Origin of the sequence: Mesorhizobium sp. M1088 (genome assembly GCF_040318575.1) — a bacterium.
Taxonomy (GTDB): domain Bacteria; phylum Pseudomonadota; class Alphaproteobacteria; order Rhizobiales; family Rhizobiaceae; genus Mesorhizobium.
In genome coordinates this window covers 222,145-248,206 of sequence record NZ_JAMYMO010000003.1, presented here as the reverse complement: position 1 = coordinate 248,206, position 26,062 = coordinate 222,145, and the positions used below count along the sequence as shown (strand labels likewise).

Here is a 26,062-nt window from a genome sequence, read left to right as displayed (position 1 = left end):
ATTTCCGTTTTGAGATCAATTGTCGGTCGGTTCCGCCGGCATGCCGCTGGGCGCCGGTGTTGAGATCGGCGTGCCCTGCAGATGTGGGGCCAGCGTGTTCTCCGGGCAGCCATCCCGCTGCTTTGTCCAGGATGTGTTGTTGAGCACCATCTCGCAACGGGCGAGGTAGCTTTGGCCGGCAAGCGTCAGGCAGGCGACCCGGCCGATCTGGAATGATTTGCCGTTAGCCAGGCACTCTGCATCGGCAAAAGCCGGCGTCGCCACCGCCATCGCAAGCGCGCAGCCGATCGGGCAGAGTGCAAATCGAGTAGTCATGGGAACCCCAGCCACCATGATGATTTCTCATTAAGCGCGCGATTTGTGGCGATAAGAGGTCAACTTATCAATGTGCCGCCGGACAGCAGCTCCGGTCAGGCCGGCTGCAGCGCCAGATCGATCGCCACCGGCACGTGGTCGGAGGGTTTTTCCCAGGCGCGCACCTGTTTTTCGATCGAAGCCGAGGAAAACCAGTTGGCGGCTTCGGGCGACAGAAGCAGGTGGTCGATGCGGATGCCGTTGTTCTTCTGCCAGGCGCCGGCCTGATAGTCCCAGAACGTAAAAATGTCCGGGGCGTCGGTGACGGCACGCACGGCTTCGGTGAAGCCGAGATTCTTCAGCCGCCGGAACGCCTGCCGCGTCGCGGGCTGGAACAGTGCATCGCTTAGCCAGTTTTCCGGATACTTCGCGTCGATCGGCTCGGGAATGACATTGTAGTCGCCGGCCAGGACCAGCGGCTCTTCCAGAGCAAGCCGCTCCTCGGCCCAGCGCTCAAGTCGCGCCATCCAGGAAAGCTTGTAGGAGAACTTCTTCTCGTCGTCGATCGGGTTGCCGTTCGGCAGATAGATCGAGGCAACGCGCAAGGCGCCCTTGTCGGTCGAGAACACGCCCTCGATGAAACGCGCCTGCTCGTCGGCATCGTCGCCCGGCAAGCCGCGATTGACCTCGTCGAAACGCAGCTTCGACAGGATGGCGACGCCGTTGAAGCCTTTTTGGCCGTAAGTCTCGACATTGTAGCCGAGCGCCTCGATCTCGGCGCGGGGAAACTGCTCGTCGACCGTCTTGATCTCCTGCACGCAGGCGATGTCGGGCGCGCTTTCCGTCAGCCAATGGGTCAAATTGCCGATGCGGGCGCGAACGCCGTTGATGTTCCAGGTGACGATTTTCATGACGGCCTCGATAGGCTGGTGGTCCGGAGACTAGCGATCCGGTGGATGACGTTCGACAAGGCCGATCGTATTGCCTGCCGGGTCCTTTAGGAAGGCCATCCATTCGCTTTCCCCCGCCTGGCCGAACAGGCCTTCGGTGTCGCGATGGACGAGCGCCGGCGGCGCGGTGAAGGGAACACCCGCGGCCCTTGCCGAAGCGTGGAACTCGTCGAGGCCCGATATGTCGAGATAGACGGTGCCGGCAGGCAGGCCGTCGGTGAAAAGCAGGCGCACGTCACCGGCCATGATAAAGGCGATGCCCGGCGGATCGAAACGCGCATGCAGGTTCATGCCGAGCACCTCGCGCCAGAACGCCAGCGTCGCATCGAGGTCGCGCCCGGCGGAAAGCGCGACCTGACGGACCGCGCCGATGTCGGGCATTTCTAGATCGAGAAGCTGGTGCCGCAGCCGCAGGAGGCGACCGCATTGGGGTTTCTGATCTGGAACGACTGGCCCATCAGATCGTCGACGAAATCGATCACCGAGCCGCCCATATAGACCAGCGACAGGTCGTCGATCAGCACGGTGGCGCCGTCCTTCTCGATGGCGACGTCGTCGTCATTGCGCCCATCGACCAGGTCGAACTTGTAGGAGAAGCCGGAACAGCCGCCGCCCTCGACCGAAACGCGCAGCGCCGTCTTGCCGGCTTCGCTCGCCACAATCTTGGCGATCCGCCTGGCGGCGGCGTCGGTCATCTCGACTTTCATGGCGGTCTTGGCATCAGCGCCCATGGGCGTCACCTTGCTTTCGGTTTTGTATGATAGGTATGAAGCGCGACGGGGCAAGTCAACTGCGGCATACGCTATGACCAACGAGTTGGGCGACATCGGATTCGGCTATCGGCCGCGCGCGGCCTATGCCAGCGACCCGGCGAAGTCGCGCGGGCGGCTGTTCGACGAGGTGGAAAGCCCGACGCGCACGCCGTTCCAGCGCGACCGCGACCGCATCATCCATTCGACGGCGTTCCGCCGGCTGAAGCACAAGACGCAAGTGTTCGTCGCACACGAAGGCGACCATTACCGCACGAGGCTGACGCATTCGATCGAGGTGGCGCAAATCGCACGCGCTCTGGCGCGGGCGCTGCGCGGCGACGAGGACCTGGCCGAGGCGGTGGCCCTGGTGCACGACTTCGGCCACACGCCCTTCGGCCATACCGGCGAGGACGCGCTGAACGACAAGATGGCCGCCTGGGGCGGCTTCGACCACAATGCACAGTCGCTGCGTGTGGTGACGCGGCTGGAGCGGCGCTATGCCGAGTTCGATGGGCTGAACCTCACCTGGGAAACGCTGGAGGGGCTGGTCAAGCACAATGGCCCGCTGACCGATGCCAAGGGCAAAGGGCTGAAGGGGCCGGTGCCGCAGGCTATCCGCGACTATTCCGAACTGCACGACCTCGAGCTCGACCGCTTCGCTGGTATCGAGGCGCAGTGCGCGGCGATTGCCGACGACATCGCCTACAACACCCACGACATCGATGACGGCTTGAGGGCAGGGCTGTTGACGCTCGATATGCTGGAGGGCGTCTCGCTGCCGGGGTCGATTCTCAAGGGCGTGCGTCAGCGCTATCCGGCGCTCGATGACGTACGCACCGGCCACGAGCTGATGCGCCGGCAGATCACCATCATGGTCGAGGACGTGATCGTCTCGACGACGGCCAATCTGGCGCGCATCCAGCCCGGCAGCGCCGAAGCGGTAAGGGCGGCCGGCGAGACGATGGTGAGCTTCTCCGCCGAGACGGCCGTATCGGAAAAGGAGCTGAAGGCCTTTCTCTACAAGCACCTCTACCGGCATGCGGAGGTCATGCGGGTGCGCGCCGATGCCGACCAGATCGTCAGGGACCTGTTCGACGTCTATTTCGCCGATCCGCGCGCCATGCCGGATGGCTGGCGCGAAGGGCTCGACCGGGCAGAGGACCGCGTCAAGGCGCGCAGTGTTGCCGATTTCCTGGCCGGCATGACGGACACTTATGCGCTCAAGGAACACAGGCGTTTGTTTGACCATACGCCGGATTTGAGCTAGGGCGGGCGCGATTTTGCCGGCCAACGCGCCGGATCCATGCAAAACCGTCAGAGCCATAGCAATGAACATCTTCGCCGATTTCAACGCGCGAATCATAAAGGCCGTCGAAGCGCTTGATTTGAAAGACAAGGATGGCGCGTCGCCGGACCTGTCGCGCATCGCCGTCGAGCCGCCGCGCGATGCCAGCCATGGCGACCTCGCGACCAACGCTGCCATGGTGTTGGCCAAGCCGACCGGCCAGAGCCCGCGTGCGCTGGCCGAAAGGCTGGCCGAGGCGCTGCGCGCCGACGAGGATATCGCGGCCGCCGAGATCGCCGGTCCGGGCTTCGTCAATCTCAGGCTCAAGGACGGTTTCTGGCAGGCGCATCTGACGGCGCTGCTCGGCGAAGGCCGCAACTACGGCCGCTCGACTATCGGCGGCGGCAAGAAAACCAATGTCGAATATGTCTCGGCCAACCCGACCGGCCCGATGCATGTCGGCCATTGCCGGGGTGCTGTGGTCGGCGACGCGCTGGCCAATCTGATGGCCTTCGCCGGTTACGACGTGACCAAGGAATACGTCATCAACGATGCCGGTTCGCAGATCGACGTGCTCGGACGCTCAGTCATGCTGCGCTACCGCGAAGCGCTCGGCGATGAGATCGGCGACATTCCGGCCGGGCTTTATCCAGGCGACTATCTGATCCCCGTTGGTCAGGCGCTGGCCAGCGAATTCGGCCGCTCCCTGCTGCAGATGCCGGACGAGGAGGCGCTTGCCATCGTCAAGGACAGGACGATCGATGCGATGATGGCGATGATCCGTGAGGATCTGGCGCTGCTCAACGTGCATCACGACGTCTTCTTCTCCGAGCGGACGCTGCATGCGAACAACGCCCGCAAGATACGCTCGGCGATCAGCGACCTGACGCTGAAGGGTCACATCTACAAGGGCAAGCTGCCGCCGCCCAAGGGCGAGAAACCGGATGACTGGGAGGACCGCGAGCAGACGCTGTTCCGCTCGACCGCGGTCGGCGACGACATGGACCGGGCGCTGGTCAAGTCGGACGGCACCTTCACCTATTTCGCCGCCGATGTCGCATACCTCAAGGACAAGGTCGATCGCGGCTTCGTCGATCTGATCTATGTGCTTGGCGCCGATCACGGCGGCTACGTGAAGCGGCTGGAAGCGCTTGCCCGGGCGATTGCCGGCGACGAGGTCAAGCTTACCGTGCTGCTTTGCCAGCTGGTGAGGCTGTTTCGCGCCGGCGAGCCGGTACGTATGTCGAAGCGGTCGGGCGAGTTCGTGACCTTGCGCGAAGTGGTGGAGGAGGTCGGCCGCGACCCGATCCGCTTCATGATGCTCTACCGCAAGAACGACGCGCCGCTCGACTTCGACTTCGCCAAGGTAACCGAGCAGTCGAAGGACAATCCGGTGTTCTACGTGCAGTATGCCTCGGCGCGCTGCCATTCGGTATTCCGGCAGGCGAGCGAGCAATTGGGCGAGGCCATGTTCGACCGCAACCAGCTGGCCGCCGAAGTGGCTTTGCTGACCGATGAGGGGGAGATCGGCCTGATCAGGAAGCTCGCCGAATATCCTCGGCTGATCGAAGCCGCGGCGCTCGCGCTCGAGCCCCACCGGCTGGCATTTTACCTCTACGAACTCGCTTCCAGCTTCCACGGACACTGGAACCGGGGCACCGATAATCCCGACTTACGTTTTGTTAAGGTTAACGACCGACAATTGACGCATGCCAGACTAGGGCTGGTGCAGGCTGTTTCGGACGTTTTGACGTCCGGCCTGACGCTGATCGGAGCCAATGCGCCCACCGAAATGCGTTAGGTTTGAGTAAAAAACCTGTCACCTTTTGCCCACATTGCGCTGGTAAGGGCCAACCCTACGCGACGTCCATGGCGTCCGAATGAGTGCGAGTTCGGGAACAATAATGGCAGACAGAACCCAGCTGAGAGCAGCCGACCACAACGACATCGCCAACGATGATCCGTTCGCGGAACTGACCAGGATCATGGGGTTCGACCCGCGCCAGCCGGTCAAACCGCAAACGCCGGCCCAGCCGAAAACCGCTGCCGCCGAACCGTCGGTGGACGAGGGCGATTTCGAGATCGATCTCGAGAAGGAGTTGATGGGCGAATTCGGCGCCGACGCCAATGACAATGCTTCCCCTGCCAAGCTTCGCGAGCCGACACCCGAACCGGCCGCCGCCGACGAAATGGAGGACGCGCTTGCTGCCTCGTTCGAACAGGATTTCGCGTTCGACGACAGTGCGGCGGATGATGCTGCTCCTGTTGCAGCCACTTCTGTTGCCGCCGACGAAATTGCCTCCGCCCCCGAAAGGGCGTTCGCTCCCGCCGTCGAGCCGAAGCTCGACGACGATTTCGATAACGCCGTCGCCGGCTCGCTCGAAGACGTGTCGCCGTTCGAGGACGACCTTTCGAGTGACGACGAACTTGCCGCCTCGCTCGACCAGGATTTTCGGCACGACGACGATGTGACGGCCAAGATCGCGGTGACCGGTGAGGATGAACCCAGGGCCGCAGCCGAGGCGATCGAGCCGGTCGACGAGCCCGCCTTCGACGATGAGTTCGACAATGCCGTGGCAAGTTCGCTCGAAGACGAGATGATGCTCGAAGAGCATGAGCCGATGGAGCAGACCGTCGCCGTTGAAACCGCCGCGCAAGCGGCCGCGCCTGCGTTCGACGATGAGTTCGACAGCGCCGTGGCAAGTTCGCTCGAAGACGAGCTGATGCTCCACGAGCATGAGCCGGCGGAAAACGTCGCCGCCCCGGCATCGCCGGTTGAGGCGGTTTCGGCCGATGAGGATCTTGCCGGCCATTTCGATGATGCCATGGCCGATGTCGACATGGACTTCGACGTTCGTCCGAACGAGCCTGCCGAAATCGAAGAACCAGAGTTTATCGAAGAGCAGTCGATCGAAGAGCCAGAGGCGGCCCGGCTTTCCGGCACGGCCGCTGAAGCGGCGTTCGACGACGATTTCGATCTGAGCTTCGACGATGCGCCTGCCGAGGAAGCTGAAGAGCCCGTGGCGCAGGTTGCGGCCGAACCAGCGGCGCCGGCCGCTGTCGTCCCGACGGCCCCAGTGGCTGAGGAACGCAGCCTGGAAGACGAACTGAACGCGCTGCTCGGTGCGATGAGCACACGGCCTGCACAAGCGGTCAACGAACCTCAGACAAGCCCGCAGACTGCCCAGAAGCCCGTGATGGCTGTTCAGCAGCCCATCGCGCCGGTAGTTCAGAAGCCAGCAGTGGCCGCCGAACAGCCAATGGCGGCGGTCAAAGACGTCGCCAACGAACCGGTGCATGCTGTCGACGAGCTGGATTGGGAACTCGACGAGCACGAGCCCGCTGAGCCGCAGCAGTCCAGTGCCGCCGATGACGCCGATCTTGGCAGTGTCCTCCTCGATGAGCTTGAAGGCGAGGATTTCGGTGTTGAAGCCGCTGCCGGACCCGCGGATGATCTCGACAGCGATGCGCTCGATGCCGACTTCGCCAGGAATATCGGCCTGGATCACGACTCGGCCGACAAGAGTGCGGCAGCTGCTGCCGAAGAAGACCCGCTCGATGCGCTGAACTGGCTGACGACACGCGCCACGCCGCCCGAGCCGGCCCGCTCGTGGAGCCGCGTGACACCGGTCGCACAGCCTCAGCCCGCTTTTGCAAGCCAGCCGATGGCTTCGGCGCGTTCGGCACCACCGCCGCAGCCGGCTGCAACGCCGTCCTATCGGGCCGCACCGGTCGAAGAGAGGCCGTCCTATGAAAGCCAGGCATCCCGTGAAGAGAGGCCGTCCTATGAAGATCGGCCCGCCTACACGGAAGCTGCACCAACTTCGCGTCAACAGCCTTCCGCCTATGACGAGATGCCCGATGTCGAGACGGTCGACGTGCCCGAGCGCGTCGTGGCGCTGGCGGACGATCTCGACATTCCGGAGCTCAACTTCGACGATGACGAGCCGGTGGCGCCCGCCTACGACGATCTCGATGCCGATTTTGCCAGCCTTCTCACCGAAATGAATGCAACGGATATAGCGCCTGCCCCGGTGCGCAGTGCTGGCTATGACGATGAATACGATGCCGGCTTCGCGTCTGGCTACAAGCAAGATCGTAGCGAGACGCGCGCCTATGGCGCCAAGCCTGCGGAAGCCCCCGTCAGCGCGGCGGCTGCTTCCTATGCCGATGCAGCGGACGGTTTCGATCTGGGCCCATTGCCCGGTGGCCAGCCGGTTTCGCAGGCCGACGATTTCACCTTCGATGAGCTCGACTACGATCCCGAACTGGACGAGGAGATGTCGGTTCCGGGCCTTGCCGAACGCGGGGCCGAAAGGCAGCCGCGCAGGCGCGGGCTGCTGATAGGTGCGGTGGTCGGCGCCGTGGCGATCGCCGGAGGCCTTGGCGCCTTTGCGTTGACCCTCGGCGGCAAGAGCGGCGGCGATGCGCCGGTTATCGTCAAGGCCGACAACAGGCCGATCAAGATCAAGCCGGAAAATCCAGGCGGCACCGTCGTGCCGAACCAGGACAACAAGGTTTATGACGCTGTGGTCAAGGGCACCAAGCCCGCCGAGCCGGTTCAGCAGAAGCTGGTCACCAACACCGAAGAGCCTGTGGACCTGAAGGCCAACGAACCGGAGAGCCGCGTCGTCGATCTTTCGCCCAATGACCCCGATGCCGCGGACGATATCGACGCGCCCGGCACCGCGGCGTCCGACACCGACGGGGCTGGCACCAATGCGCCCGGCACCAGCGCGTCTGACTCCAGCACGCTTGGCGCCAGTGCGGCTGGCGCTGCCGAAACCGCCGCCGCACCGGCGCCCAAGTCCGAGGATCGCATCGCGCAGGTTCTGCAGGAGGCCGAGAAGGGTGCAACCCCCGAGATCGTCGCCGTTGCGCCGCGCAAGGTACGGACCATGGTCGTGAAACCTGACGGTTCGCTGGTGGCGCGCGAGGATCCGGCGCCTGCCGCCCCGCAGATGGCTGCTGCCGAGCCGGCCGATCCGGCGCCGCAGCACGTCGCTCCGTCGGCCCAGGCCGACGCCGCCGCGCAGACCGGCACCGTGCCCCTGATCGACCAAATCACAAGTGATCCGAAGATTGGCGACCAGCCGAGTGGCGATCAGGCCGAAACCTCCAAGCTGCAGCCGGCGCCCAAGCCCGACACAAAGGCTGAAGCCAAGCCGTCAGCCAGCAAGCAGTCCGCCAGCACCCCGGCCACGGTTCCGGTGGCGCCGCAGCGTCCGTCCGACCAGCCGGTCGACGTGGTCGGCGAGGTCAAGCCCGATCAGGTCGCTTCCATCGATCCGGCCGCGGCCGGGGCTGGTTCGTGGTCGATACAGATCGCTTCGCAGCCGACAGTCGAAAGCGCCCAGGCGACTTACCAGGATCTGCAGCGCCGCTACGGCAGCGTGCTTTCCGGCCGCACCGCCAACATCGTCAAGGCCGAGATTGCCGGCAAGGGCACCTTCTACCGCGTCCGCGTTCCGGCGCAGTCTCGCAACGAGGCGATCAAACTGTGCACCAGCTACAAGGCTGCCGGCGGCAATTGCTTCGTGTCCCACTAGGCATCAAGGCCCCTCGAAAAGCCGGCGTCCGCGCCGGCTTTTTTGCGTGAACGGAAACCTCTGAAGGCAATTACGGGCGATTCCCTTTGTCGGCGCGAAGCTCTAAACTGTTCCGCATGACCGAATCAAAATCCATGATCCTCGGCTGCGCCGGGAAATCACTGACCCGCAACGAGATCCGTTTCTATCGCAACGAATGCCCGTGGGGCTTCATCCTGTTTGCGCGCAATATCGGCGAGACCGAGCAGATCCGCGATCTGGTCGCCGCCATGCGCGACTGCGTCGAGCGTGCGGACGCGCCGGTATTCATCGACCAGGAGGGCGGCCGCGTGCAGCGCCTGCGGCCGCCGCTGGCGCCGAACTATCCGGCTGCCGGTGCACTCGGCGCCTTGTGGCGCGACGACCATGACGCCGGCACCCGTGCCGCCTGGCTGATGGCGCGGCTGCATGCCTTCGACCTGCTGCGCTACGGCATCACGGCGGATTGCCTGCCGGTGCTCGATGTGCCGATCGAGGGCGCCAGCGACGTCATCGGCGCGCGCGCCTATGGCAAGGAGCCGCGCGCCGTCATCGAATTGGGTCGCGCCGCGGCGGAAGGCCTGATGGCGGGCGGCGTGCTGCCGGTGATGAAGCATATTCCCGGTCATGGAAGGGCCTTCGCCGATACGCATTTCGAACTGCCGACCGTCGACGCCTCGATCGGCGATTTGCAGCGGCATGATTTTGCCCCGTTCAGGGAGCTCAACCATTTGCCGATGGCGATGACGGCGCATGTCGTCTATAGCGCGATCGACCCCAAGAACCCGGCCACCACGTCCGGCAAGGTCATCGAAGAGATCATCCGCGGCGAAATCGGCTTCGACGGCCTGTTGATGAGCGACGACACCTCGATGAAGGCACTTTCTGGGGATTTCCCGTCAAAGGCGGCGGCGATCCTTGCGGCGGGCTGCGATCTGGTCCTTCACTGCAACGGCGTGTTCGAGGAGATGGCCGGCATTGCATCGCGCACGACCGGGCTGGAAGGCAAGTCGTTTGAGCGCGCGGAGCGGGCGCTGACCTATATCAGGAACCGCGACGTGGCGGACGAGACCGAGATTCGGGCCGAATTTGCCAGTTATTTCGACGCCGTGGCCTAGCATCAAAGGAAGCGAAGTGGCGGAGACATTGGACCTGAAGGCCGGCAAGGCCGCACCGATGGACCGCTTGTGGGCCGAGAACGACGATTCCCGGCTGACCGGCGATCCGGCGTTGGTCGTCGATGTGGCCGGCTTCGAAGGTCCTCTCGATCTTCTGCTGCATCTTGCCCGCAATCAGAAGGTCGACCTGTCGCGCATCTCGATCCTGGCGCTGGCCGAACAGTATCTGGCCTTCGTCGAGAAGGTGAGGGCTCTGAGACTGGAGCTTGCCGCCGACTACCTGGTGATGGCGGCATGGCTGGCGTTTCTCAAGTCGAAGCTCCTGATCCCCAAGCAGCCCGGCGACGAAGGCGAAAGCGGCGAGGAACTGGCGGCGGTGCTGCAGTTCCGGCTGAAGCGGCTGGAGGCGATGCGCGACGCGGCGGCACGGCTGGTCAACCGCAACCGGCTCGGACGCGACGTGTTTGCACGCGGCATGCCGGAAATGGTCATCGTCGAGAAGCGCAATGCTTATTCGGCCTCGCTCTACGACCTGTTGACCGCCTATGCCCAGCAGCGCCAGAAGCAGGCGATAACCAATGTGACGATCGCCAGGCGCGGCGTGTGGTCGCTCAAGGATGCGCGCGACGTGCTGACCAGGCTGATCGGGTCGCTGCGCGACTGGACGGCGCTCGACAGTTTCCTGGTCGAATATCTGGCCGGCCCGGAAGAGCGGCGCACCGCGGTTGCCAGCTCGTTTGCGGCGACGCTGGAACTGGTGCGCGAAGGCAAGATGGAAATGCGGCAGGACCAGGTGTTCGCGCCGCTTTATCTGCGCGGCCGCGCCCAGGCCATCAAGATAGTCGAGGTAACACCATGAACGAACGCGCCAACGCTTCGGTCATTCCGTTCAACGTCGACGACGACGCCGAGCAAGGCGCGGTCGCCGAAAACCCGGCACAAAATCAGGGGCAGAATTTGTCGCGGAATCCTGGCGAGCGGCTGCATATGGCGGAGGCCGTAAGGATGGCCGAGGCGATCGTATTCGCCAGCTCCGAGCCGGTCAGCGAAAAACTGCTCACTTCGCGACTGCCCGACGGCATCAACATTGCCGCGGCAATGGCCGAACTGCAGCAGATCTATGCGCGGCGCGGCGTCAATCTGGTGCGCGTCGGCGATGCCTGGGCGTTTCGCACCGCCGGCGACCTCGCCTTCCTGATGAGCCGTGACACGGTGCAGCAGCGCAAACTGTCCCGCGCTGCCCTCGAAGTGCTGGCGATCATCGCCTACCACCAGCCGGTAACGCGCGCCGAGATCGAGGACATCCGCGGCGTCGAGACGTCAAAGGGGACGCTCGACACGCTGATGGAGACCGAATGGGTGAGGATGCGCGGCCGGCGCCGCACGCCGGGCCGTCCCGTCACCTACGGCACGACCGACATTTTCCTCGACCATTTCGCACTGGAGGAGATACGCGATCTCCCCGGCATGGAGGAATTGAAGGGTGCCGGGCTGCTGTCCGGCCGCATGCCGTCGAATTTCTCGGTGCCGCTGCCGCCGGCCGACCCCGATGCGCTCACCGACGACGAGGATCCGCTGACCGACATCGACCTCGAAGAACTCGGCCTTTTGACGCCGCGCGTCACGGAAGATTGAGCCGAGCGCCATCTTAAAGCCACAGGCAGGATGGAACTGCGCCGATTGGTAGCGGGCCACCGTGCCGAAAGTGCGTGACTTCGGCGACTCATTCATGAACTCTGTCGTAGTTCTGTTTGAATCCGAACCCGAAAGCGCATAGATCAGCGTCTGGGAAACCGTTCGAGAGAGATTTGCTATGGGTTCATTTTCGATTTGGCACTGGATGATCGTTCTGGTGATCGTGCTGCTGGTGTTCGGCCGCGGCAAGATTCCCGAGTTGATGGGCGACATGGCCAAGGGCATCAAGAGCTTCAAGAAGGGCATGGCGGACGACGAGACTGCCGAGGACAAGCGTACCGTTGAACACCGTGCCGACGAAACCGTTTCGGTACCGAAGGAAAAGGCCAGCAAAAGCTGAGCCCAAACTTTAGTCGGAACGTATAGCCATGTTCGAAGTCGGCTGGACCGAGATGCTGGTGATCGCGATCGTCATGATCGTGGTCGTCGGGCCCAAGGATTTGCCCAACATGCTGCGCACCTTCGGCCGCACAACGGCGAAGCTGCGCGCCATGGCGTCCGATTTCCAGCGGCAGTTCAACGATGCGTTGAAGGAAGCCGAGCTCGACGACGTCAAGAAGTCGGTCGATTCGCTGAGAAGCCTCAATCCGGCAGCCGAGATCAGGAAGCAGCTCAATCCATTCGAGCAGGCCGCCGCCGACGTCCGTTCCGGCGTCGATGCCGTGATGAAACCCAAGCCGGCCGTCGATGCCGCCGCTTCGACGGAGCAGGCGGCCGAGCCGCTTAAGAACGGCGCAACGACGATGCCGGGCGTCAGCCCGCCGGAGCCGACGCCGGCCACGCCGATCTTTCCGGCGATGACGGACGAGTCCGTCGTAGCGCCGGCAGTGCAGGCGCAAACGGCTGCAGCGGCCGTGCCGAAAAAAGCACCTGCGGCAAAGAAGAAGCCAGCGCCCGCGAAAGCCGCGGCCGCCGTCCCGGCCAAGCCGGCAAAGACTGCTGCGCCAAAGGCTGCCGCAAAAGCTGAGCAAAAAGCGCAGTCGTCAGCAGCGAAGAAGCCGGCGTCAGCAACGAAGAAGCCGGCCGCCAGGAAAACGGCGGGAGCCGCCAAGTGAGCGTTTCGGACAAGGAAAAGGACGAGATAGAAAAATCGTCGGCTCCGCTGATGGAGCACCTGATCGAGTTGCGCCGGCGGCTGATCTGGTCGATCGGCGGTTTTTTTGTTGCCTTCCTGGTCTGCTTCTTTTTCGCCAAGCGGCTGTTCAACCTTCTGGTCATTCCGTTCAGATGGGCGACCCAATGGGCCGGGCTCGACCCGCACAAGGTCGAGCTGATCTATACGGCGCCACAGGAGTTCTTCTTTACCCAGGTCAAGCTCGCCATGTTCGGCGGCATGGTCATCGCCTTTCCGCTGATCGCCACGCAGATCTACAAATTCATCGCGCCCGGCCTCTACAAAAACGAGCGCAACGCCTTCCTGCCGTTCCTGATCGCCTCGCCGATCCTGTTCCTGATGGGCGCATCGCTGGTCTATTTCTTCTTCACGCCGATGGTGATGTGGTTCTTCCTCGCCATGCAGCAGACCGGCACCAACGACCAGGTGCAGATTTCGCTGCTGCCGAAAGTGTCCGAATACCTCAGCCTGATCATGACGCTGATCTTCTCCTTCGGCCTGGTGTTCCAGCTGCCGGTGGTGACAAGCCTGATGACGCGGGTCGGCATGCTGTCGTCAACGGCCCTGGCCGAGAAGCGCAAATGGGCGATCGTCATCGCCTTTGTGGTGGCGGCGGTGCTGACGCCGCCCGACCCGATGAGCCAGATCGGCCTCGCCATTCCGACGATCCTGCTCTACGAGGTCTCGATCTGGTCGGCCCGGCTGATCGAACGCAGCAAGGAGCGCGACCGTGTGGCCCGCGAAAAGCAGGACGCCACCGAAGAGGTGGCCGAAAAGCCGGCGGACGCGTCTTCGACATAGGTTCGGTTGAAGCGGGCAGCATTTTTTTGCCGGCCATAGCAACTTTGTTCTTGCTTTGTGCCGGCAGCAATGCTACTAATTTAAGTATGGTGCCAATTGGCTCCAAAAACCCGCCTCTCGAGGCGGGTTTTTGTTTCCAGGGTTCTTTCGATCGAACGTTGCGCGTGCTGCCTACCTGAGGTCGGCGCGAAGGAACTCTGCCTTGACGTCTTGTATCGATGCGGTTTACGCCCTCTGGTCTTTGTTTTGGGCATTTCCTTGCCCCGAAACCGCCGTGCCGAGGACGAACAGACCATGCTTGACATCAAATGGATTCGCGACAACCCGAGGGCCCTTGTCGAAGCGCTCCAGAAGCGCTCGTGGTCGGCCGGGGATGCGCAGTCCACGGTCGACGACCTGATCGCCGCGGATGAGGCGCGGCGCGAGCATCTGACCGAGCTGCAGACCAGGCAGGAACGCCGCAACGCCGCATCGAAGGAGATCGGCAATGCCATGCGCTCGGGCGATGCAGCTCTTGCCGAAAGGCTGAAGGCCGAGGTCGGCGAGATCAAGGCCTTCATCCAGAATGGCGAGGCGCGCGAGCGCGAGCTCGACAAGGCGCTGAACGATGCGTTGGCAGTGCTGCCAAACGTGCCGTTCGACGATGTGCCGGTCGGCAAGGACGAGCACGACAACGTCGTCAAACGCGTCGTCGGCGAGGTGCCGACGCGGCCGAATTGGGTGAAGGAGCATTTCGAGATCGGCGAAGCGCTCGGCATGATGGATTTCGAGCGGGCAGCACGGCTTTCCGGCTCGCGCTTCATCGTGCTCAAAAGCGGCCTGGCGCGGATGGAACGCGCGCTCGGCCAGTTCATGCTGGATCTGCACACCACCGAGCACGGCTATGTAGAGATCCAGCCGCCGTTGATGGTGCGCGACGAGGTGCTTTTCGGGACCGGGCAACTGCCGAAATTCGAGGAGGATTTGTTCTTCGTTCGGCACGGGGACGGCAGGCTTGGCCTAATCCCAACCGCCGAAGTGCCGCTCACCAATCTCGTTCGCGACGAGATCACGCCGCACGAACAACTGCCGCTGCGCTATACGGCGCTGACGCCGTGCTTCCGCTCCGAGGCGGGCTCGGCCGGGCGCGACACGCGCGGCATGCTGCGCCAGCACCAGTTCTACAAGGTCGAGCTGGTGTCGATCACCGACCAGGAGACTTCGGTTGCCGAGCATGAGCGCATGACCGAATGCGCCGAGGAGGTGCTGAAGCGGCTCGGCCTGCCGTTCCGCACCATGACGCTGTGCACCGGCGACATGGGCTTTGGCGCGCGCAAGACCTACGACATCGAGGTCTGGCTGCCCGGCCAGAATGCCTATCGCGAGATATCGTCGTGCTCGGTATGCGGCGATTTCCAGGCGCGGCGCATGGACGCCCGCTACAAGGACAAGGACGGCAAGGGCAACCGCTTCGTCCACACGCTGAACGGTTCGGGCACCGCCGTCGGCCGTGCGCTCATTGCCGTCATCGAAAATTATCAGAACGAGGACGGCAGCGTAACCATTCCTGAAGCGCTTCGGCCTTACATGGGCGGTCTGGAAAAGATCGAATCGAAATAATGCGCATCCTTCTGACCAACGACGACGGCATCCATGCCGAGGGCCTTGCATCACTCGAACGCATCGCGCGCACGCTGTCGGACGACGTCTGGGTGGTGGCACCGGAACAGGATCAGTCCGGCTATGCGCATTCGCTGTCGATCTCGGAGCCGCTGCGGCTCAGGAAAATCGGCGAAAAGCACTTTGCGGTGCGCGGAACGCCGACCGACTGTGTCATCATGGGCGTGAAGAAGATCCTGCCCGCAGCGCCTGACCTGATCCTGTCCGGCGTCAATTCCGGCGCCAACATCGCCGACGACGTCACCTATTCGGGCACGGTCGCCGGCGCCATGGAAGGCGCGCTGCTCGGCGTGCGATCGATCGCCATCAGCCAGGCCTATTCCTATGTCGGCGAGGACCGCGTCGTTCCCTACGAGACCACCGAAGCGCTGGCGCCGGCCCTGCTCGAAAAGCTCGTCGCCATGCCGTTGCCGGACGGCGTGCTGCTCAACGTCAATTTTCCGAACTGTGCGCCGGAAGAGATCGCCGGAACTGTAGTCACTTCGCAGGGCAAGCTGGTCCACAGCCTGTGGGTCGACGAGCGGCGCGACGGGCGCGGCCTGCCTTACTACTGGCTGCGCTTCGGCCGCGAGCCAGTCGAGGGCAAGCAAGGCACCGACCTCAATGCCTTGCGCAATCGGCTGGTGTCGGTGACGCCGCTGCAGCTCGATCTCACCGCGCATGAAATCCGCGATCAACTGGCCAAGGCGCTCGCATGAACTTGAACCACGCTGCAACGGTCGACGAGCGCGAAGGTTTCGCTGCCTTCCTGCTTCGCCTGCGCGGCAGGGGGACGGTGCCGAAGGCGCTTATCGCCGCCTTCGAGGCGACGCCGCGGCGCGGCTTTCTGTCTCCGCATTTCCACTCGATAGCCTGGTCGGACCGTATGCTGCCGATCGAATGCGGCGAGGCCATCGAAGGCGCCGACCTGCAGGCGGCGGTGATCGCGGCACTTGCCATCGAGCCGGGCAACCGGGTGCTCGAGATCGGCACCGGATCCGGCTACACGGCGGCGGTGATGTCGCGGCTTGCCGCGCGGATCGTCACCATCGACCGTTACAAGACGCTGGCCGAACAGGCCCGGCAGCGGCTCGAGGCGCTCGCCATCGGCAATGTCATCGTGCGCCAGGCGGACGGTTCCAACGGGCTGGCCAACGAAGCGCCGTTCGACCGCATCGTAGCCTGGGCGGCCTTCGACAGCCTGCCGCGCTTTCTGCTCGACCAATTGTCGAGCGGCGGCATCGTCATCGCGCCGATCGGACCCGACGAAGGCGAGCAGGTGCTGGCCAAGCTGACCAAGGTCGGCAGCCGCTTCGAACGCGAGGATATCGGCCTGGTGCGCCTGCAGCCGATCCTGCACGGTGTCGCCGCGGTGATCTGATTCCGGGTACATCGCTCCGCTTGGGGATCAGCCGAAGCCTGTCGTTTCGTCATCCTAGGACGACGAAGTTGAGAGCCTCCTCGAATATTTTAAGAAAATTTGCGTCTGATTCTACAGGTTTAACCGACCGGTAACATTAACGCGCTTTAATCACACTCAGTTGTACCGGGTCTGTGCGGGTTAGTGCGATGCAATTCAGTGTTTTGAAGGCAAACGGACGCAATCTGGCGCGTGGCTGCGCCGTCCTCATGATCGCAGGCGCTGCGACGGGGTGTAGTTCCCAGGTGGCGCGGTTCAACAGCGTCGATGACGTGTTCACCGCCTCGACCAACAACCAGCGCGCCATCATCGACAAGCAGGATGCTGCCCAGCCCTATCCGGGCGATGTTGCGGCCGCGCCGGTCGACGGCAGCCACACCCAGTCGGTCAGCCGCTCAAGCCTCGAACCGGTTACGGCGCAGCAGTTGCCACCGCCGGCTCCCGCCCTGGCACCCGCCGCCCGTCCGGTGCGTACCGCTGCCGCGCCGGCGATGGCACCTGCCGCTCCTCGTGTCGACAGGACGGCAACCGGCACCGTCGCTCCGGCGGCAAGGCCGTTCAAGAACGCCGAGCCCGACGCGCCGCGCATGGCGACGGCCGCCGGCGCACCGCATGCAACCGAGATCGTCGTCAAGGACGGCGAGACCATTTCCGGCCTGTCTCGTCGCTACGGCGTGCCGGCCGATGCCATCATGAAAGTCAACGGGCTGAGCGCGACCAAGGGGCTGAAGACCGGCCAGAAGCTCGTCATCCCGGCCTATGCGTATTCGAGCAACGGCGCCACGCCGAAAGTCGCCGACGCCAAGCCCGCGAACGGCACCAGGCACGACCAGCCGGCCGACGCGCCGGAGAAGGTGGCCGTGCTGCCGCAGCAACCGAAGCTCAGGGAAGGCAAGTCTGCCGCGCAGGTGGACGCCTCGGCTGCCGCGAGCCAGCCGAAGGATGGAAAGGCCGCGCCCAAAGTGGCTTCGGCGACGGCCAAGCCAGCCGGTGCCGGCGGCACCTACACGGTTCAGCAAGGCGATACGCTGTCGGCCATCGCCAGAAAGACCGGCGTCGACGTCGTCGCGTTGAAGCAGGCGAACGGCATGCAGGATGGACTGCTCAAGATCGGCCAGACCCTGAAAGTGCCGGCAGGCGGAACCGCTGTTGTCGCCGGTGCGAAGCCGGCAAAGGTCGATCCGGTGACGACGGCCACCACCCAGCCGCCTGCCAAGGCCACGCCGACGCAGACGCTCGCCTCCTACACGCCGCCAAAGAAGGACGCGAAAGTCATCCAGCAGGCCGAGGACGACGATGCGGTGGCGCCGGACGCAACGGGCATCGGCAAGATGCGCTGGCCGGTGCGCGGCCGTGTGATCTCAAGCTTCGGCGGCGGCAAGGACGGCGTCGACATTGCCGTGCCCGAGGGGACGCCGGTCAAGGCAGCTGAAAACGGCGTCGTCATCTATGCCGGTGACGGCCTCAAGGAATTCGGCAACACGGTGCTGGTACGGCACGAAAACGGTCTGGTCACCGTCTACGGCCACACCAGCTCGATCGAGGTGCAGCGCGGCCAGAAGGTCAAGCGCGGCCAGGAAATCGCCCTGTCCGGCATGAGCGGCACCACCGACTCGCCGAAACTGCATTTCGAAGTGCGCAAGAACTCGGCGCCGGTCGATCCTTCGACCTATCTCGAATAGAAGACGAAAGCGATTTGCGGGCCACCTGACCTTCAGCCCGCCGAGGAAGTCCGCTCCGCAAGGTGCGGGCTTCTTCTGTTGTTAGTCCTTGAGCGGCTAATCCTTGAGCGGCTTGCCGAGCCGGCCTGCCAGATCCTGGGTGAACTGCCAGGCGACGCGGCCCGAACGGCTGCCGCGCGTCGTCGCCCATTCCAGCGCCTCGGCGCGCAGCATCTCGGGATCGATGGCGAGATCGTGATGGCGGACATAGCCGTCGATCATATCGAGATATTCGTCCTGCGAACATTTGTGGAAGCCAAGCCACAGGCCGAAACGGTCCGACAGCGAAACCTTTTCCTCGACCGCTTCGGACGGATTGATCGCCGTCGAGCGCTCATTGTCGATCATGTCGCGCGGCAACAGATGCCGCCGGTTCGAGGTGGCGTAGAAGATGACGTTGGCCGGGCGGCCCTCGACGCCGCCCTCAAGCGCTGCCTTCAGCGATTTATAGGACGTGTCGTCATGGTCGAATGACAGGTCGTCGCAGAACAGGATGAAGCGGAAGGGTGCTGCCTTCAGCAGGCCCATCAGCTTCGGCAGCGTGTCGATGTCTTCGCGATGGATCTCGATAAGCTTGAGCGGCAGGTCGAGCTTGGCCGAAGCGTTGACCGCGGCGTGCACCGCCTTGACCAGCGACGATTTGCCCATGCCGCGCGCGCCCCACAACAGCACGTTGTTGGCGGCATAGCCTGACGCGAAGCGCTCGGTGTTGTCGACCAATATGTCGCGGACGCGGTCGACCCCGCGGATCAGGCCGATGTCGACGCGGTTGACCTTGAGCACCGGCTCCAGATAGCCGGGATCGGCCTGCCAGACGAAGCAATCGGCCTCGCCCAGGTCGGTTTGCGGCACCGGCGGCGGGGCGAGGCGAGCGACCGCCTCGATCAGGCGGTCGAGCTTCTGGCTCAGGGTATCGATGGTGCTGTCGGTCATCTCTTGTCTTTTTTGTTTCGCTTTCGGGATGGTGCGGCAGGCCAATCTACCTGATTTCAGCGGTTTCGAAACTCGTCCCAAGCATTTGTTCGGGCATGATCTTTTGCGGAAACCGAGCGTCGCTTTTCGGGATCACCCTCTAACACGGCTCACCAGGCCGGAAAAGCAGCCGATTTGCCCGGCGGCGCAGTTGCATTGGCAACGTTACCGACTATATTCCGGCCAAATTTGGCGGGGCCGTCAAATTCCCAGAACGGTTAAGGCGGCTGTTTTTAAAATTCAGGAGTACCTCGATGTTCGTGACACCGGCATACGCCCAAGGCATCGGCGGGGACTCGTCCGCAATGTTTATCCAGATCGTGCCGTTTGCTCTGATTTTCGTGATCATGTATTTTCTGATCATCCGGCCGCAGCGTACGCAGCTAAAGAAGCGCGGCGAGATGCTGGCGGCGGTTCGTCGCGGCGATACCGTTGTCACCGGCGGCGGCTTGGTCGGCAAGGTGACCAAGGTGATCGACGATAACGAGCTGGAGATCGACCTTGGCGGCGGCACCAAGGTGACGGCGCTGCGCTCGACGATCGCCGACGTACGCGTCAAGGGCGAGCCGGTGGCAAACCAGAACGCCAAGAAATAACCGAATTGAAGGCGGAACGCAGCCGCTTGTACGCCTGAACGGACGATAACCAATGCTCTATTTTTCGCGCTTCAAGATGATCCTGATCTGGCTGGCCGTGGCCGCCACAGTGGTCCTCGCTGCGCCCAATCTTTTCTCGGCAAGCACGTTGGCCCAACTGCCCAGTTGGGTGCCGAAGCGGCAGATGACGCTCGGCCTCGACCTGCAGGGCGGCTCGCACATCCTGCTCAGGATGGATCCGAACGATCTGATCAAGGATCGGCTGGAGACGACGCGCGACGAAATCAGGACGCTGCTGCGCGATGCCAAGATCGGCTATACCGGCCTTGCCGGGTCGGGGCGCACGGTGCAGGTCCGCATCACCGATCCCGCACAGATCGACGCCGCCAAGAACGCACTGAAGCCGTTGACCAATCCGGTGGCGGCCGGCCTGTTCAGCGGCGGGTCCATCCAGGAGATGACCCTGGATGATTCCGAGGCCGGCCTGCTTAAATTCACCGTCACCGATGCCGGCATCAAATACCGTACGTCGACGGCGCTGACCCAGTCGATCGAGGTTGTCAGCCGTCGTGTCAACGAACTGGGAACGACCGAGCCGATCGTGCAGCGGCAAGGCGACGACCGCATCCTTGTGCAGGTGCCTGGTTTGCAGGACCCGCAACGGCTGAAGGAAATTCTCGGCCAGACCGCCAAGCTGACCTTCCAGATGGTCGACCAATCGATGCCGGTGCAGGATGCGCTGAACGGCCGTCCGCCGCCGGGGTCCTCGGTGCTGTATTCGCAGGACGATCCGCCGGTTCCGTATCTGATCGAGAACCGCGTCATCGTTTCGGGTGAAAACCTCGTCGATGCCCAGGCGACGTTCAACTCGCAGACCAATGAGCCGGTGGTTTCGTTCCGCTTCGATTCCAAGGGGGCGCAGCGGTTCGGCCAGGCGACAGCGCAGAATGTCGGCAAGCTGTTTGCCATCATCCTCGACAATCAGGTGATTTCGGCGCCGCGGATCAACGAACCGATCCCTGGCGGTTCCGGCCAGATATCGGGGAATTTCACTGCCGAGAGCGCCAACGATCTCGCCGTGCTGCTGCGCGCCGGCGCCTTGCCGGCGACCCTCACCGTGATCGAGGAGCGCACGGTTGGTCCTGGCCTCGGCCAGGACTCCATCCATGCCGGCAAGGTCGCCGGCATCATCGGCTCGATCCTGGTGGTGGCGTTCATGTTCGTCGCGTACGGTTTCCTCGGCTTCCTCGCCAACATCGCGCTGGCGGTGCATGTCGCGATGATCGTCGGGCTGCTGTCGCTACTTGGCGCGACGCTGACCTTGCCGGGTATCGCCGGTATCGTGCTGACCATCGGCATGGCGGTCGATTCGAACGTGCTGATCTATGAGCGTATTCGCGAGGAGCGACGTGCCGGCCGCTCGGTGATCCAGGCGATCGATACCGGCTTCAGCAAGGCGCTGGCGACCATCGTCGATTCCAACGTCACTTCGCTGATTGCCACCGTGGTGCTGTTCTACCTCGGCACCGGGCCAGTGAAGGGTTTTGCCGTCACCTATGCCATCGGCATCCTGACCACGGTCTTCACCGCCTTCACCTTCACCCGCCTGCTGGTGTCGATCTGGCTTCGCCGGGCCCGTCCGAAGGAGTTGCCACGGGCGCCGGTGACCTTCATTCCGCCGGGAACGAAAATTCCGTTCATGGGCATCCGCCGCTGGACGTTCACACTGTCCAGCGTGCTTTCGGTGCTGTCGGTCATCGGCTTCATGACCATCGACATCAATTACGGCATCGATTTCAAGGGCGGCTCACTGATCGAGGTGCAGTCCAAGGCCGGCAATGCCGATCTGGCCGACATCCGCGGCAGGCTGACGGAACTCAATATCGGCGAGGTGCAGGTTCAGCAATTCGGCGAGCCGAACGACGTTCTGATCCGCGTCGGTACCCAGGAGGGCGGCGAGAATGCCGAGCAGACCGTCATCGACAAGGTGCGCGGCGAGCTGCAGGACCAGTATGATTTCCGCCGCGTCGAAGTGGTCGGGCCGACGGTCTCGGGCGAGCTTGCCAAGCAAGGCACCATTGCCATGCTGGTCGCGCTGCTCGGCATCCTGATCTATGTCTGGTTCCGCTTCGAGTGGCAGTTCGCGGTCGGCGCCATCGTTGCGACCGTTCACGACGTGGTCATGACGATCGGCTTCTTCGTCCTCACCGGCCTCGAATTCAACCAGTCGTCGCTGGCGGCGATCCTTACCATCATCGGTTATTCGCTCAACGACACGATTGTCGTCTATGACCGTGTTCGCGAGGATCTGCGAAAATACAAGCGAATGCCGCTGCCGCAACTGCTGAACAATGCCATCAACGAGACGCTGTCGAGGACGACGCTGACCTCGGTGACGACGATCCTGGCGCTGCTGGCCCTGGTGCTGTTCGGCGGCGAGGTGATCCGCTCGTTCACCATGGCCATGCTGTTCGGCGTCGTGTTCGGCACCTATTCGTCGATCTTTATCGCCGCGCCACTGCTTATCCTGTTCAAGCTGCGACCGCAGGCCACAGCGTCGGACGAGGAAAAGCCGGTGGGCGGCGGCAAAGCCATAGCCACCTGACGGCTTGCCTCAAAAGTGGTCAAGGGCATCGTCATCCGCGAGGCGCATTTCCCCGGCCGCGCACCGATCGAGGCTTACGGCAACGGCGGCTTCCGTTTTGCCGACATGTCGCATCGCGGCTCGCTGCTGTGCCTGCCTTCGGGCATCTATGGCTGGGAGCCGGCCGATCCGCTGGCGCTGACGGCAGCGGATTTCGCCAAGCTGTTCAACGAGGCAGACAAGGTCGAGATCCTGCTGGTCGGCAGCGGCAAGGATCTGAGGCCGTTGCCGGCCGCGCTGCGTGCCGCGCTGAAGGATGCCGGCATTTCCGCCGATCCGATGTCGACCGGGGCGGCGGTGCGGACCTACAATGTGCTGCTGGCTGAAGACCGCGCCGTGGCCGCAGCACTCATCGCCGTCGACTGACGTGGCCGAAAACACCAAACTCGTCATGGAGACGGTGCGCGCCGCTGATCATGACCGCTACCTGACCGCGCTCTACGCGCCCGAAGACAAGCGGGACGCGCTGTTTTCGCTCTATGCCTTCAACGCCGAAATTGCCGGCATACGCGACCGCATCCACGAGGCGCTGCCGGGCGAGGTGCGGCTGCAATGGTGGCGCGACGTCATCGCAGTCGAAGAGGATGGGGCTGAGGTCGGCCATCCCGTGGCGGACGCGCTGAAGGCGACTATTTCCGCCCACCATCTGCCCAAGGCCGCTTTCGAGAACATGCTCGAAGCGCGCATCTTCGATCTCTATGACGACCCGATGCCGTCGCGCAGCGACCTCGAAGGCTATTGCGGCGAGACTGCCGCAGCACTTATCCAGCTTGCGGCGATGGTGCTCGATCCGGTCGAAGCGCCGCGCTTTGCCGAGCTTGCCGGCAGGGCAGGTTGTGCGCAGGCGATGACCGGTCTGCTGCTTCTGCTGCCGCTACATCGCGAGCGGGGACAGTGCTTTGTGCCGGCCGATATTTTGGCGGCGGCGGGATCCTCGCCGCAAGAATTCGTTACAGGTGACGGCGGGCCGGGCGCGGAACGCGCCGCTGCCGCGATAATCGCGCTGGCACGGGAACATCTTTCCGCCTTCGAGCAGGGGGCGTCCGCTCTACCGGTTTCGCTGCGCCCGGCGTTTCTGCCGCTGGCTCTTTCGGGCGCCTATCTCGACAAAATGGAGCGCGCCCGCCGCTCGCCTGTCAAGGAGGTGGCGCGGCTCTCTGTCCTGCGCCGGCATTGGCTCTTGTTCCGGCGCGCGACGCGGGGCTGGCCGGTCGCATGAAGGCTGCCGCGTAGCCAACCCGACCGTTATTCCGCAGCTTCCGCCTGGGAAGGCAGCCCCAGCCATTCGCGGCAGGCGGCGAGCGCGCGCGACGTTACCGCGTGCCGCTTGGCGACCGTCTTGTCCTTGCCACGCAGACGCTTGCCTTCGATCTTCGGCGCGTCCACCGGCGGGAACAGGCCGAAATTGACGTTCATCGGCTGGAAGGAGCGCTTTCCCGGCTCATCGTCTGAAACGATATGGCCGCCGGTGATGTGGTTGAGCAAGGCGCCGAAGGCGGTGGTCAAGGGCGGCAGCGACGGCGCATGGCCAAGCCTTTCGGCGGCTGCAAAGCGCCCGGCGAGCAGGCCGATGGCGGCGCTCTCGACGTAGCCCTCGCAGCCAGTGATCTGGCCGGCAAAGCGCAGGCCGGGCCGCGACTTCAACTGCAGCGACGCGTCGAGCAGCGTCGGCGAATTGATGTAGGTGTTGCGGTGCAGGCCGCCTAGGCGGGCAAATTCGGCGTGTTCCAGCCCGGGGATGGTGCGGAATATGCGCACCTGCTCGGCGTGCTTCAGCTTGGTCTGGAAGCCGACCATGTTGTAGAGCGTACCCAGCGCGTTGTCCTGCCGGAGCTGGACGACGGCATACGCCTTTACAGACGGATTATGCGCATTGGTCAGCCCCATCGGCTTCATCGGCCCGTAGCGCAATGTCTCGACGCCGCGCTCGGCCATCACCTCGATCGGCAGGCAGCCGTCGAAATAGGGCGTGCCTTCCCATTGCTTGAATTCGGTCTTCTGGCCGTCGACCAGCGCCTGCACGAAGGCAAGGTACTGCTCCTTATCCATCGGGCAGTTGATGTAATCCTTGCCGGTGCCGCCGGGACCGACCTTGTCGTAGCGCGACTGGAACCAGCAGATATCCATGTCGATCGTGTCGAAATGGACGATCGGCGCGATGGCATCGAAAAAGGCGAGCGCGTCGGCGCCGGTTGCTTCCGCAATCGATTGGGCGAGCGAAGGCGCCGTCAGCGGGCCGGTGGCAACGATCGCCTGGTCCCAGTCCGCCGACGGCAGGCCGGGCACTTCCTCGCGACGAATGGTGATGAGCGGGTGCGCTTCGAGCTTTCTGGTGACCGCTTCGGAAAATCCGTCGCGGTCGACGGCCAGCGCTCCGCCGGCCGGCACCTGATGCGCGTCGCCGGCGCTCATGATCAGCGAACCGGCCAGCCGCATTTCGGCGTGCAGCAGGCCGACGGCATTGGTTTGCGCATCGTCAGAGCGGAAGGAGTTGGAACAGACGAGCTCGGCCAGCCCGTCGGTCTTGTGCGCGTCGGTACCGCGGACGGGACGCATTTCATGCAGGACAACTGGAACGCCGGCTTCGGCCGCCTGCCAGGCGGCTTCGGAGCCGGCGAGACCGCCGCCGATAACGTGAATGGGGTTCTTGTCCATGAGCGCCGAAATAGTCGCTTGGCGCAAGGATTGCAATTGCCACGCGGGAGAATGGCTGACGGGGGAAGCCGCCCCAAAACAACAACACCCGCCGGGGGAGGAGGTCCGGCGGGTGTCGTTTTGTTGGTCGATCCTCGGGAGGAGGTGAAGATCGACCGTATTCGTCATCGCCGGGGAGGAGGTCGGCTTTGACGAAATTCCTTTCGCCATTTGAAAGGGCGCGAAACCCTTTTTAGAAACAGCGCCCGCCGGGGGAGGAGGTCCGGCGGGCGCCGTTTTTGTGGTCAACCCTCGGGAGGAGGTGAAGGCTGACCGTATCCGTCAGGGTCGGGGAGGAGGTCGACCCTGGCGAAATTCTTGTTGTTAGATCGCCCTGCGAGCGACCATCTTGATCTCGTCGCGGACGATGCCGAGATCGTTGAGCTGGCGGTTCGACAGGCGACCCAGCTCGGTAACCGTCTCGCGGTACACGCGCCAGTTACGATAGTTGCGGATCAGGTTCATTGTCGTTCTCTTTTCAAAACTGGTTCGGACCATTTGCGGCCCGAAGGATTAGACCGCCTTGCGGGCGACGTAGTGAATGTCGCTGCGGCTGATGCCGAGATCGGTCAGTTCACGGGTGCTCAGGCGGCTCAGCTCGGACACGGTGTCCCTATAGCGGCGCCAGTTGCGATAGTTGCGGATCAGGTTCATGGTAGTCTCGTTTCGTCTTTCTTTCGGATCATTCCGTCTTTGTGTGCACCGTGAAAATAGGTGGGGTCATATCGATTTAAAAGCGCTATTGGTGCATGGCAGCAATGCAAATTGTGCAATGCAGCATTAACGCGCGTCCAGTTTTCC

The 26,062-nt window shown here is 63.5% G+C and carries 25 protein-coding genes; 17 read left to right on the top strand and 8 right to left on the bottom strand.

Annotated elements, in window-relative coordinates; genetic code table 11:
* Nucleotides 1-15: 15 nt before the first annotated feature.
* The 4 genes from NKH49_RS05845 to erpA all read right to left on the bottom strand — a co-directional run bounded on the left by NKH49_RS05845 (nucleotide 16) and on the right by erpA (nucleotide 1,975).
* A complete protein-coding gene (locus tag NKH49_RS05845) occupies nucleotides 16-333 on the bottom strand; it encodes a hypothetical protein (protein WP_023678938.1) in 318 nt (105 codons plus the stop codon).
* A gap of 77 nt (nucleotides 334-410) precedes the next feature.
* Nucleotides 411-1,205 carry an exodeoxyribonuclease III gene (gene xth / locus NKH49_RS05840; protein ID WP_352925403.1) on the bottom strand — a complete coding sequence of 265 codons (795 nt, stop codon included), beginning with the start codon at nucleotides 1,203-1,205 and terminating at the stop codon, nucleotides 411-413.
* Between the two features lie 30 nt (nucleotides 1,206-1,235).
* Nucleotides 1,236-1,625: a VOC family protein gene (locus NKH49_RS05835; protein WP_352470415.1), complete on the bottom strand. Its 390-nt coding sequence runs from the start codon at nucleotides 1,623-1,625 to the stop codon at nucleotides 1,236-1,238.
* A gap of 2 nt (nucleotides 1,626-1,627) precedes the next feature.
* Entirely contained in the window at nucleotides 1,628-1,975 is a 348-nt protein-coding gene (erpA, locus tag NKH49_RS05830; RefSeq protein ID WP_352539735.1) for an iron-sulfur cluster insertion protein ErpA, read from the bottom strand.
* 73 nt (nucleotides 1,976-2,048) lie between these two features.
* Between erpA and NKH49_RS05825 the strand changes: the two genes are divergently transcribed.
* The 13 genes from NKH49_RS05825 (at nucleotide 2,049) to NKH49_RS05765 (ending at nucleotide 18,316) form a co-directional block, all read left to right on the top strand.
* Nucleotides 2,049-3,263 (top strand): deoxyguanosinetriphosphate triphosphohydrolase, encoded by a 1,215-nt coding sequence (locus tag NKH49_RS05825; protein ID WP_352925401.1) that lies wholly within the window; start codon nucleotides 2,049-2,051, stop codon nucleotides 3,261-3,263.
* A gap of 61 nt (nucleotides 3,264-3,324) precedes the next feature.
* Nucleotides 3,325-5,082 (top strand): arginine--tRNA ligase, encoded by a 1,758-nt coding sequence (gene argS, locus NKH49_RS05820; RefSeq protein WP_352925399.1) that lies wholly within the window; start codon nucleotides 3,325-3,327, stop codon nucleotides 5,080-5,082.
* Nucleotides 5,083-5,185: 103 nt separating this feature from the next.
* Nucleotides 5,186-8,830, top strand: coding sequence for an SPOR domain-containing protein (locus tag NKH49_RS05815; RefSeq protein WP_352925397.1), 3,645 nt, complete (start codon nucleotides 5,186-5,188; stop codon nucleotides 8,828-8,830).
* A 116-nt stretch (nucleotides 8,831-8,946) separates the two neighbouring features.
* The gene (gene nagZ, locus NKH49_RS05810) at nucleotides 8,947-9,966 is read left to right on the top strand and encodes a beta-N-acetylhexosaminidase (protein ID WP_352831528.1); all 1,020 of its coding nucleotides are present in this window, start codon (nucleotides 8,947-8,949) and stop codon (nucleotides 9,964-9,966) included.
* Between the two features lie 58 nt (nucleotides 9,967-10,024).
* Complete coding sequence (locus NKH49_RS05805; protein ID WP_023678931.1) at nucleotides 10,025-10,825, top strand: segregation and condensation protein A; 801 nt, start codon at nucleotides 10,025-10,027, stop codon at nucleotides 10,823-10,825.
* The gene (scpB, locus tag NKH49_RS05800) at nucleotides 10,822-11,601 is read left to right on the top strand and encodes an SMC-Scp complex subunit ScpB (RefSeq protein WP_352925395.1); all 780 of its coding nucleotides are present in this window, start codon (nucleotides 10,822-10,824) and stop codon (nucleotides 11,599-11,601) included. Before NKH49_RS05805 ends, scpB begins: the two co-directional genes overlap by 4 nt.
* 178 nt (nucleotides 11,602-11,779) lie before the next feature.
* Nucleotides 11,780-12,001 carry a twin-arginine translocase TatA/TatE family subunit gene (locus tag NKH49_RS05795; RefSeq protein WP_352490594.1) on the top strand — a complete coding sequence of 74 codons (222 nt, stop codon included), beginning with the start codon at nucleotides 11,780-11,782 and terminating at the stop codon, nucleotides 11,999-12,001.
* A gap of 28 nt (nucleotides 12,002-12,029) precedes the next feature.
* Nucleotides 12,030-12,716, top strand: coding sequence for a Sec-independent protein translocase protein TatB (gene tatB / locus NKH49_RS05790; RefSeq protein WP_352470423.1), 687 nt, complete (start codon nucleotides 12,030-12,032; stop codon nucleotides 12,714-12,716).
* Nucleotides 12,713-13,576: a twin-arginine translocase subunit TatC gene (gene tatC / locus NKH49_RS05785; protein ID WP_023678927.1), complete on the top strand. Its 864-nt coding sequence runs from the start codon at nucleotides 12,713-12,715 to the stop codon at nucleotides 13,574-13,576. The genes tatB and tatC overlap by 4 nt, the downstream gene beginning before the upstream one ends.
* Before the next feature lie 294 nt (nucleotides 13,577-13,870).
* Nucleotides 13,871-15,175, top strand: a complete 1,305-nt coding sequence (gene serS, locus NKH49_RS05780; RefSeq protein WP_352539742.1) for a serine--tRNA ligase — start codon at nucleotides 13,871-13,873, stop codon at nucleotides 15,173-15,175.
* Nucleotides 15,175-15,933: a 5'/3'-nucleotidase SurE gene (gene surE / locus NKH49_RS05775; RefSeq protein ID WP_352539743.1), complete on the top strand. Its 759-nt coding sequence runs from the start codon at nucleotides 15,175-15,177 to the stop codon at nucleotides 15,931-15,933. Before serS ends, surE begins: the two co-directional genes overlap by 1 nt.
* Nucleotides 15,930-16,595 carry a protein-L-isoaspartate(D-aspartate) O-methyltransferase gene (locus NKH49_RS05770; protein ID WP_352500868.1) on the top strand — a complete coding sequence of 222 codons (666 nt, stop codon included), beginning with the start codon at nucleotides 15,930-15,932 and terminating at the stop codon, nucleotides 16,593-16,595. The genes surE and NKH49_RS05770 overlap by 4 nt, the downstream gene beginning before the upstream one ends.
* A 188-nt stretch (nucleotides 16,596-16,783) precedes the next feature.
* Nucleotides 16,784-18,316, top strand: a complete 1,533-nt coding sequence (locus NKH49_RS05765) for a peptidoglycan DD-metalloendopeptidase family protein (RefSeq protein WP_352925392.1) — start codon at nucleotides 16,784-16,786, stop codon at nucleotides 18,314-18,316.
* Nucleotides 18,317-18,412: 96 nt separating this feature from the next.
* Here the strand turns inward: NKH49_RS05765 and NKH49_RS05760 are convergent, their stop codons facing one another.
* Nucleotides 18,413-19,288: an ATP-binding protein gene (locus NKH49_RS05760; RefSeq protein WP_352539745.1), complete on the bottom strand. Its 876-nt coding sequence runs from the start codon at nucleotides 19,286-19,288 to the stop codon at nucleotides 18,413-18,415.
* A gap of 293 nt (nucleotides 19,289-19,581) precedes the next feature.
* Here NKH49_RS05760 and yajC point away from each other — a divergent pair, with 293 nt between their 5' ends.
* Genes yajC through NKH49_RS05740 form a run of 4 tightly spaced genes read left to right on the top strand, consistent with a single transcriptional unit; the run spans nucleotide 19,582 to nucleotide 23,786 of the window.
* Nucleotides 19,582-19,923 carry a preprotein translocase subunit YajC gene (gene yajC, locus NKH49_RS05755; protein WP_352451381.1) on the top strand — a complete coding sequence of 114 codons (342 nt, stop codon included), beginning with the start codon at nucleotides 19,582-19,584 and terminating at the stop codon, nucleotides 19,921-19,923.
* A gap of 52 nt (nucleotides 19,924-19,975) precedes the next feature.
* On the top strand, nucleotides 19,976-22,528 hold the full coding sequence (gene secDF / locus NKH49_RS05750) for a protein translocase subunit SecDF (RefSeq protein WP_352470433.1): 2,553 nt from the start codon (nucleotides 19,976-19,978) through the stop codon (nucleotides 22,526-22,528).
* A 15-nt stretch (nucleotides 22,529-22,543) separates the two neighbouring features.
* The gene (locus NKH49_RS05745; protein ID WP_352539746.1) at nucleotides 22,544-22,933 is read left to right on the top strand and encodes an Mth938-like domain-containing protein; all 390 of its coding nucleotides are present in this window, start codon (nucleotides 22,544-22,546) and stop codon (nucleotides 22,931-22,933) included.
* 25 nt (nucleotides 22,934-22,958) lie between these two features.
* Nucleotides 22,959-23,786, top strand: coding sequence for a phytoene/squalene synthase family protein (locus tag NKH49_RS05740; RefSeq protein ID WP_502907843.1), 828 nt, complete (start codon nucleotides 22,959-22,961; stop codon nucleotides 23,784-23,786).
* Nucleotides 23,787-23,812: 26 nt separating this feature from the next.
* On the opposite strand, the gene trmFO is transcribed toward NKH49_RS05740, so the two are convergent.
* From trmFO to NKH49_RS05725, 3 genes are all read right to left on the bottom strand, one after another.
* Nucleotides 23,813-25,222 (bottom strand): methylenetetrahydrofolate--tRNA-(uracil(54)-C(5))-methyltransferase (FADH(2)-oxidizing) TrmFO, encoded by a 1,410-nt coding sequence (gene trmFO / locus NKH49_RS05735; protein WP_352500862.1) that lies wholly within the window; start codon nucleotides 25,220-25,222, stop codon nucleotides 23,813-23,815.
* Nucleotides 25,223-25,585: 363 nt separating this feature from the next.
* Nucleotides 25,586-25,726, bottom strand: coding sequence for a DUF1127 domain-containing protein (locus NKH49_RS05730; protein WP_023678914.1), 141 nt, complete (start codon nucleotides 25,724-25,726; stop codon nucleotides 25,586-25,588).
* A 48-nt stretch (nucleotides 25,727-25,774) separates the two neighbouring features.
* A complete protein-coding gene (locus NKH49_RS05725) occupies nucleotides 25,775-25,915 on the bottom strand; it encodes a DUF1127 domain-containing protein (protein WP_091596947.1) in 141 nt (46 codons plus the stop codon).
* Nucleotides 25,916-26,062 lie beyond the last annotated feature (147 nt).

Excerpts from the sequence above, each read along its gene's own strand:
- NKH49_RS05770 (WP_352500868.1), top strand. The coding sequence starts at position 15,930 with ATGAACTTGAACCACGCTGCAACGGTCGACGAGCGCGAAGGTTTCGCT.
- yajC (WP_352451381.1), top strand. The coding sequence starts at position 19,582 with ATGTTCGTGACACCGGCATACGCCCAAGGCATCGGCGGGGACTCGTCC.
- tatB (WP_352470423.1), top strand. The coding sequence starts at position 12,030 with ATGTTCGAAGTCGGCTGGACCGAGATGCTGGTGATCGCGATCGTCATG.
- NKH49_RS05765 (WP_352925392.1), top strand. The coding sequence starts at position 16,784 with ATGCAATTCAGTGTTTTGAAGGCAAACGGACGCAATCTGGCGCGTGGC.
- NKH49_RS05805 (WP_023678931.1), top strand. The coding sequence starts at position 10,025 with ATGGACCGCTTGTGGGCCGAGAACGACGATTCCCGGCTGACCGGCGAT.
- NKH49_RS05725 (WP_091596947.1), bottom strand. The coding sequence starts at position 25,915 with ATGAACCTGATCCGCAACTATCGCAACTGGCGCCGCTATAGGGACACC.
- erpA (WP_352539735.1), bottom strand. The coding sequence starts at position 1,975 with ATGGGCGCTGATGCCAAGACCGCCATGAAAGTCGAGATGACCGACGCC.
- secDF (WP_352470433.1), top strand. The coding sequence starts at position 19,976 with ATGCTCTATTTTTCGCGCTTCAAGATGATCCTGATCTGGCTGGCCGTG.
- NKH49_RS05730 (WP_023678914.1), bottom strand. The coding sequence starts at position 25,726 with ATGAACCTGATCCGCAACTATCGTAACTGGCGCGTGTACCGCGAGACG.
- NKH49_RS05845 (WP_023678938.1), bottom strand. The coding sequence starts at position 333 with ATGGTGGCTGGGGTTCCCATGACTACTCGATTTGCACTCTGCCCGATC.
- xth (WP_352925403.1), bottom strand. The coding sequence starts at position 1,205 with ATGAAAATCGTCACCTGGAACATCAACGGCGTTCGCGCCCGCATCGGC.
- scpB (WP_352925395.1), top strand. The coding sequence starts at position 10,822 with ATGAACGAACGCGCCAACGCTTCGGTCATTCCGTTCAACGTCGACGAC.
- nagZ (WP_352831528.1), top strand. The coding sequence starts at position 8,947 with ATGACCGAATCAAAATCCATGATCCTCGGCTGCGCCGGGAAATCACTG.
- serS (WP_352539742.1), top strand. The coding sequence starts at position 13,871 with ATGCTTGACATCAAATGGATTCGCGACAACCCGAGGGCCCTTGTCGAA.
- NKH49_RS05825 (WP_352925401.1), top strand. The coding sequence starts at position 2,049 with ATGACCAACGAGTTGGGCGACATCGGATTCGGCTATCGGCCGCGCGCG.
- argS (WP_352925399.1), top strand. The coding sequence starts at position 3,325 with ATGAACATCTTCGCCGATTTCAACGCGCGAATCATAAAGGCCGTCGAA.
- NKH49_RS05795 (WP_352490594.1), top strand. The coding sequence starts at position 11,780 with ATGGGTTCATTTTCGATTTGGCACTGGATGATCGTTCTGGTGATCGTG.
- surE (WP_352539743.1), top strand. The coding sequence starts at position 15,175 with ATGCGCATCCTTCTGACCAACGACGACGGCATCCATGCCGAGGGCCTT.
- NKH49_RS05815 (WP_352925397.1), top strand. The coding sequence starts at position 5,186 with ATGGCAGACAGAACCCAGCTGAGAGCAGCCGACCACAACGACATCGCC.
- NKH49_RS05760 (WP_352539745.1), bottom strand. The coding sequence starts at position 19,288 with ATGACCGACAGCACCATCGATACCCTGAGCCAGAAGCTCGACCGCCTG.
- NKH49_RS05835 (WP_352470415.1), bottom strand. The coding sequence starts at position 1,625 with ATGCCCGACATCGGCGCGGTCCGTCAGGTCGCGCTTTCCGCCGGGCGC.
- trmFO (WP_352500862.1), bottom strand. The coding sequence starts at position 25,222 with ATGGACAAGAACCCCATTCACGTTATCGGCGGCGGTCTCGCCGGCTCC.
- NKH49_RS05740 (WP_502907843.1), top strand. The coding sequence starts at position 22,959 with ATGGAGACGGTGCGCGCCGCTGATCATGACCGCTACCTGACCGCGCTC.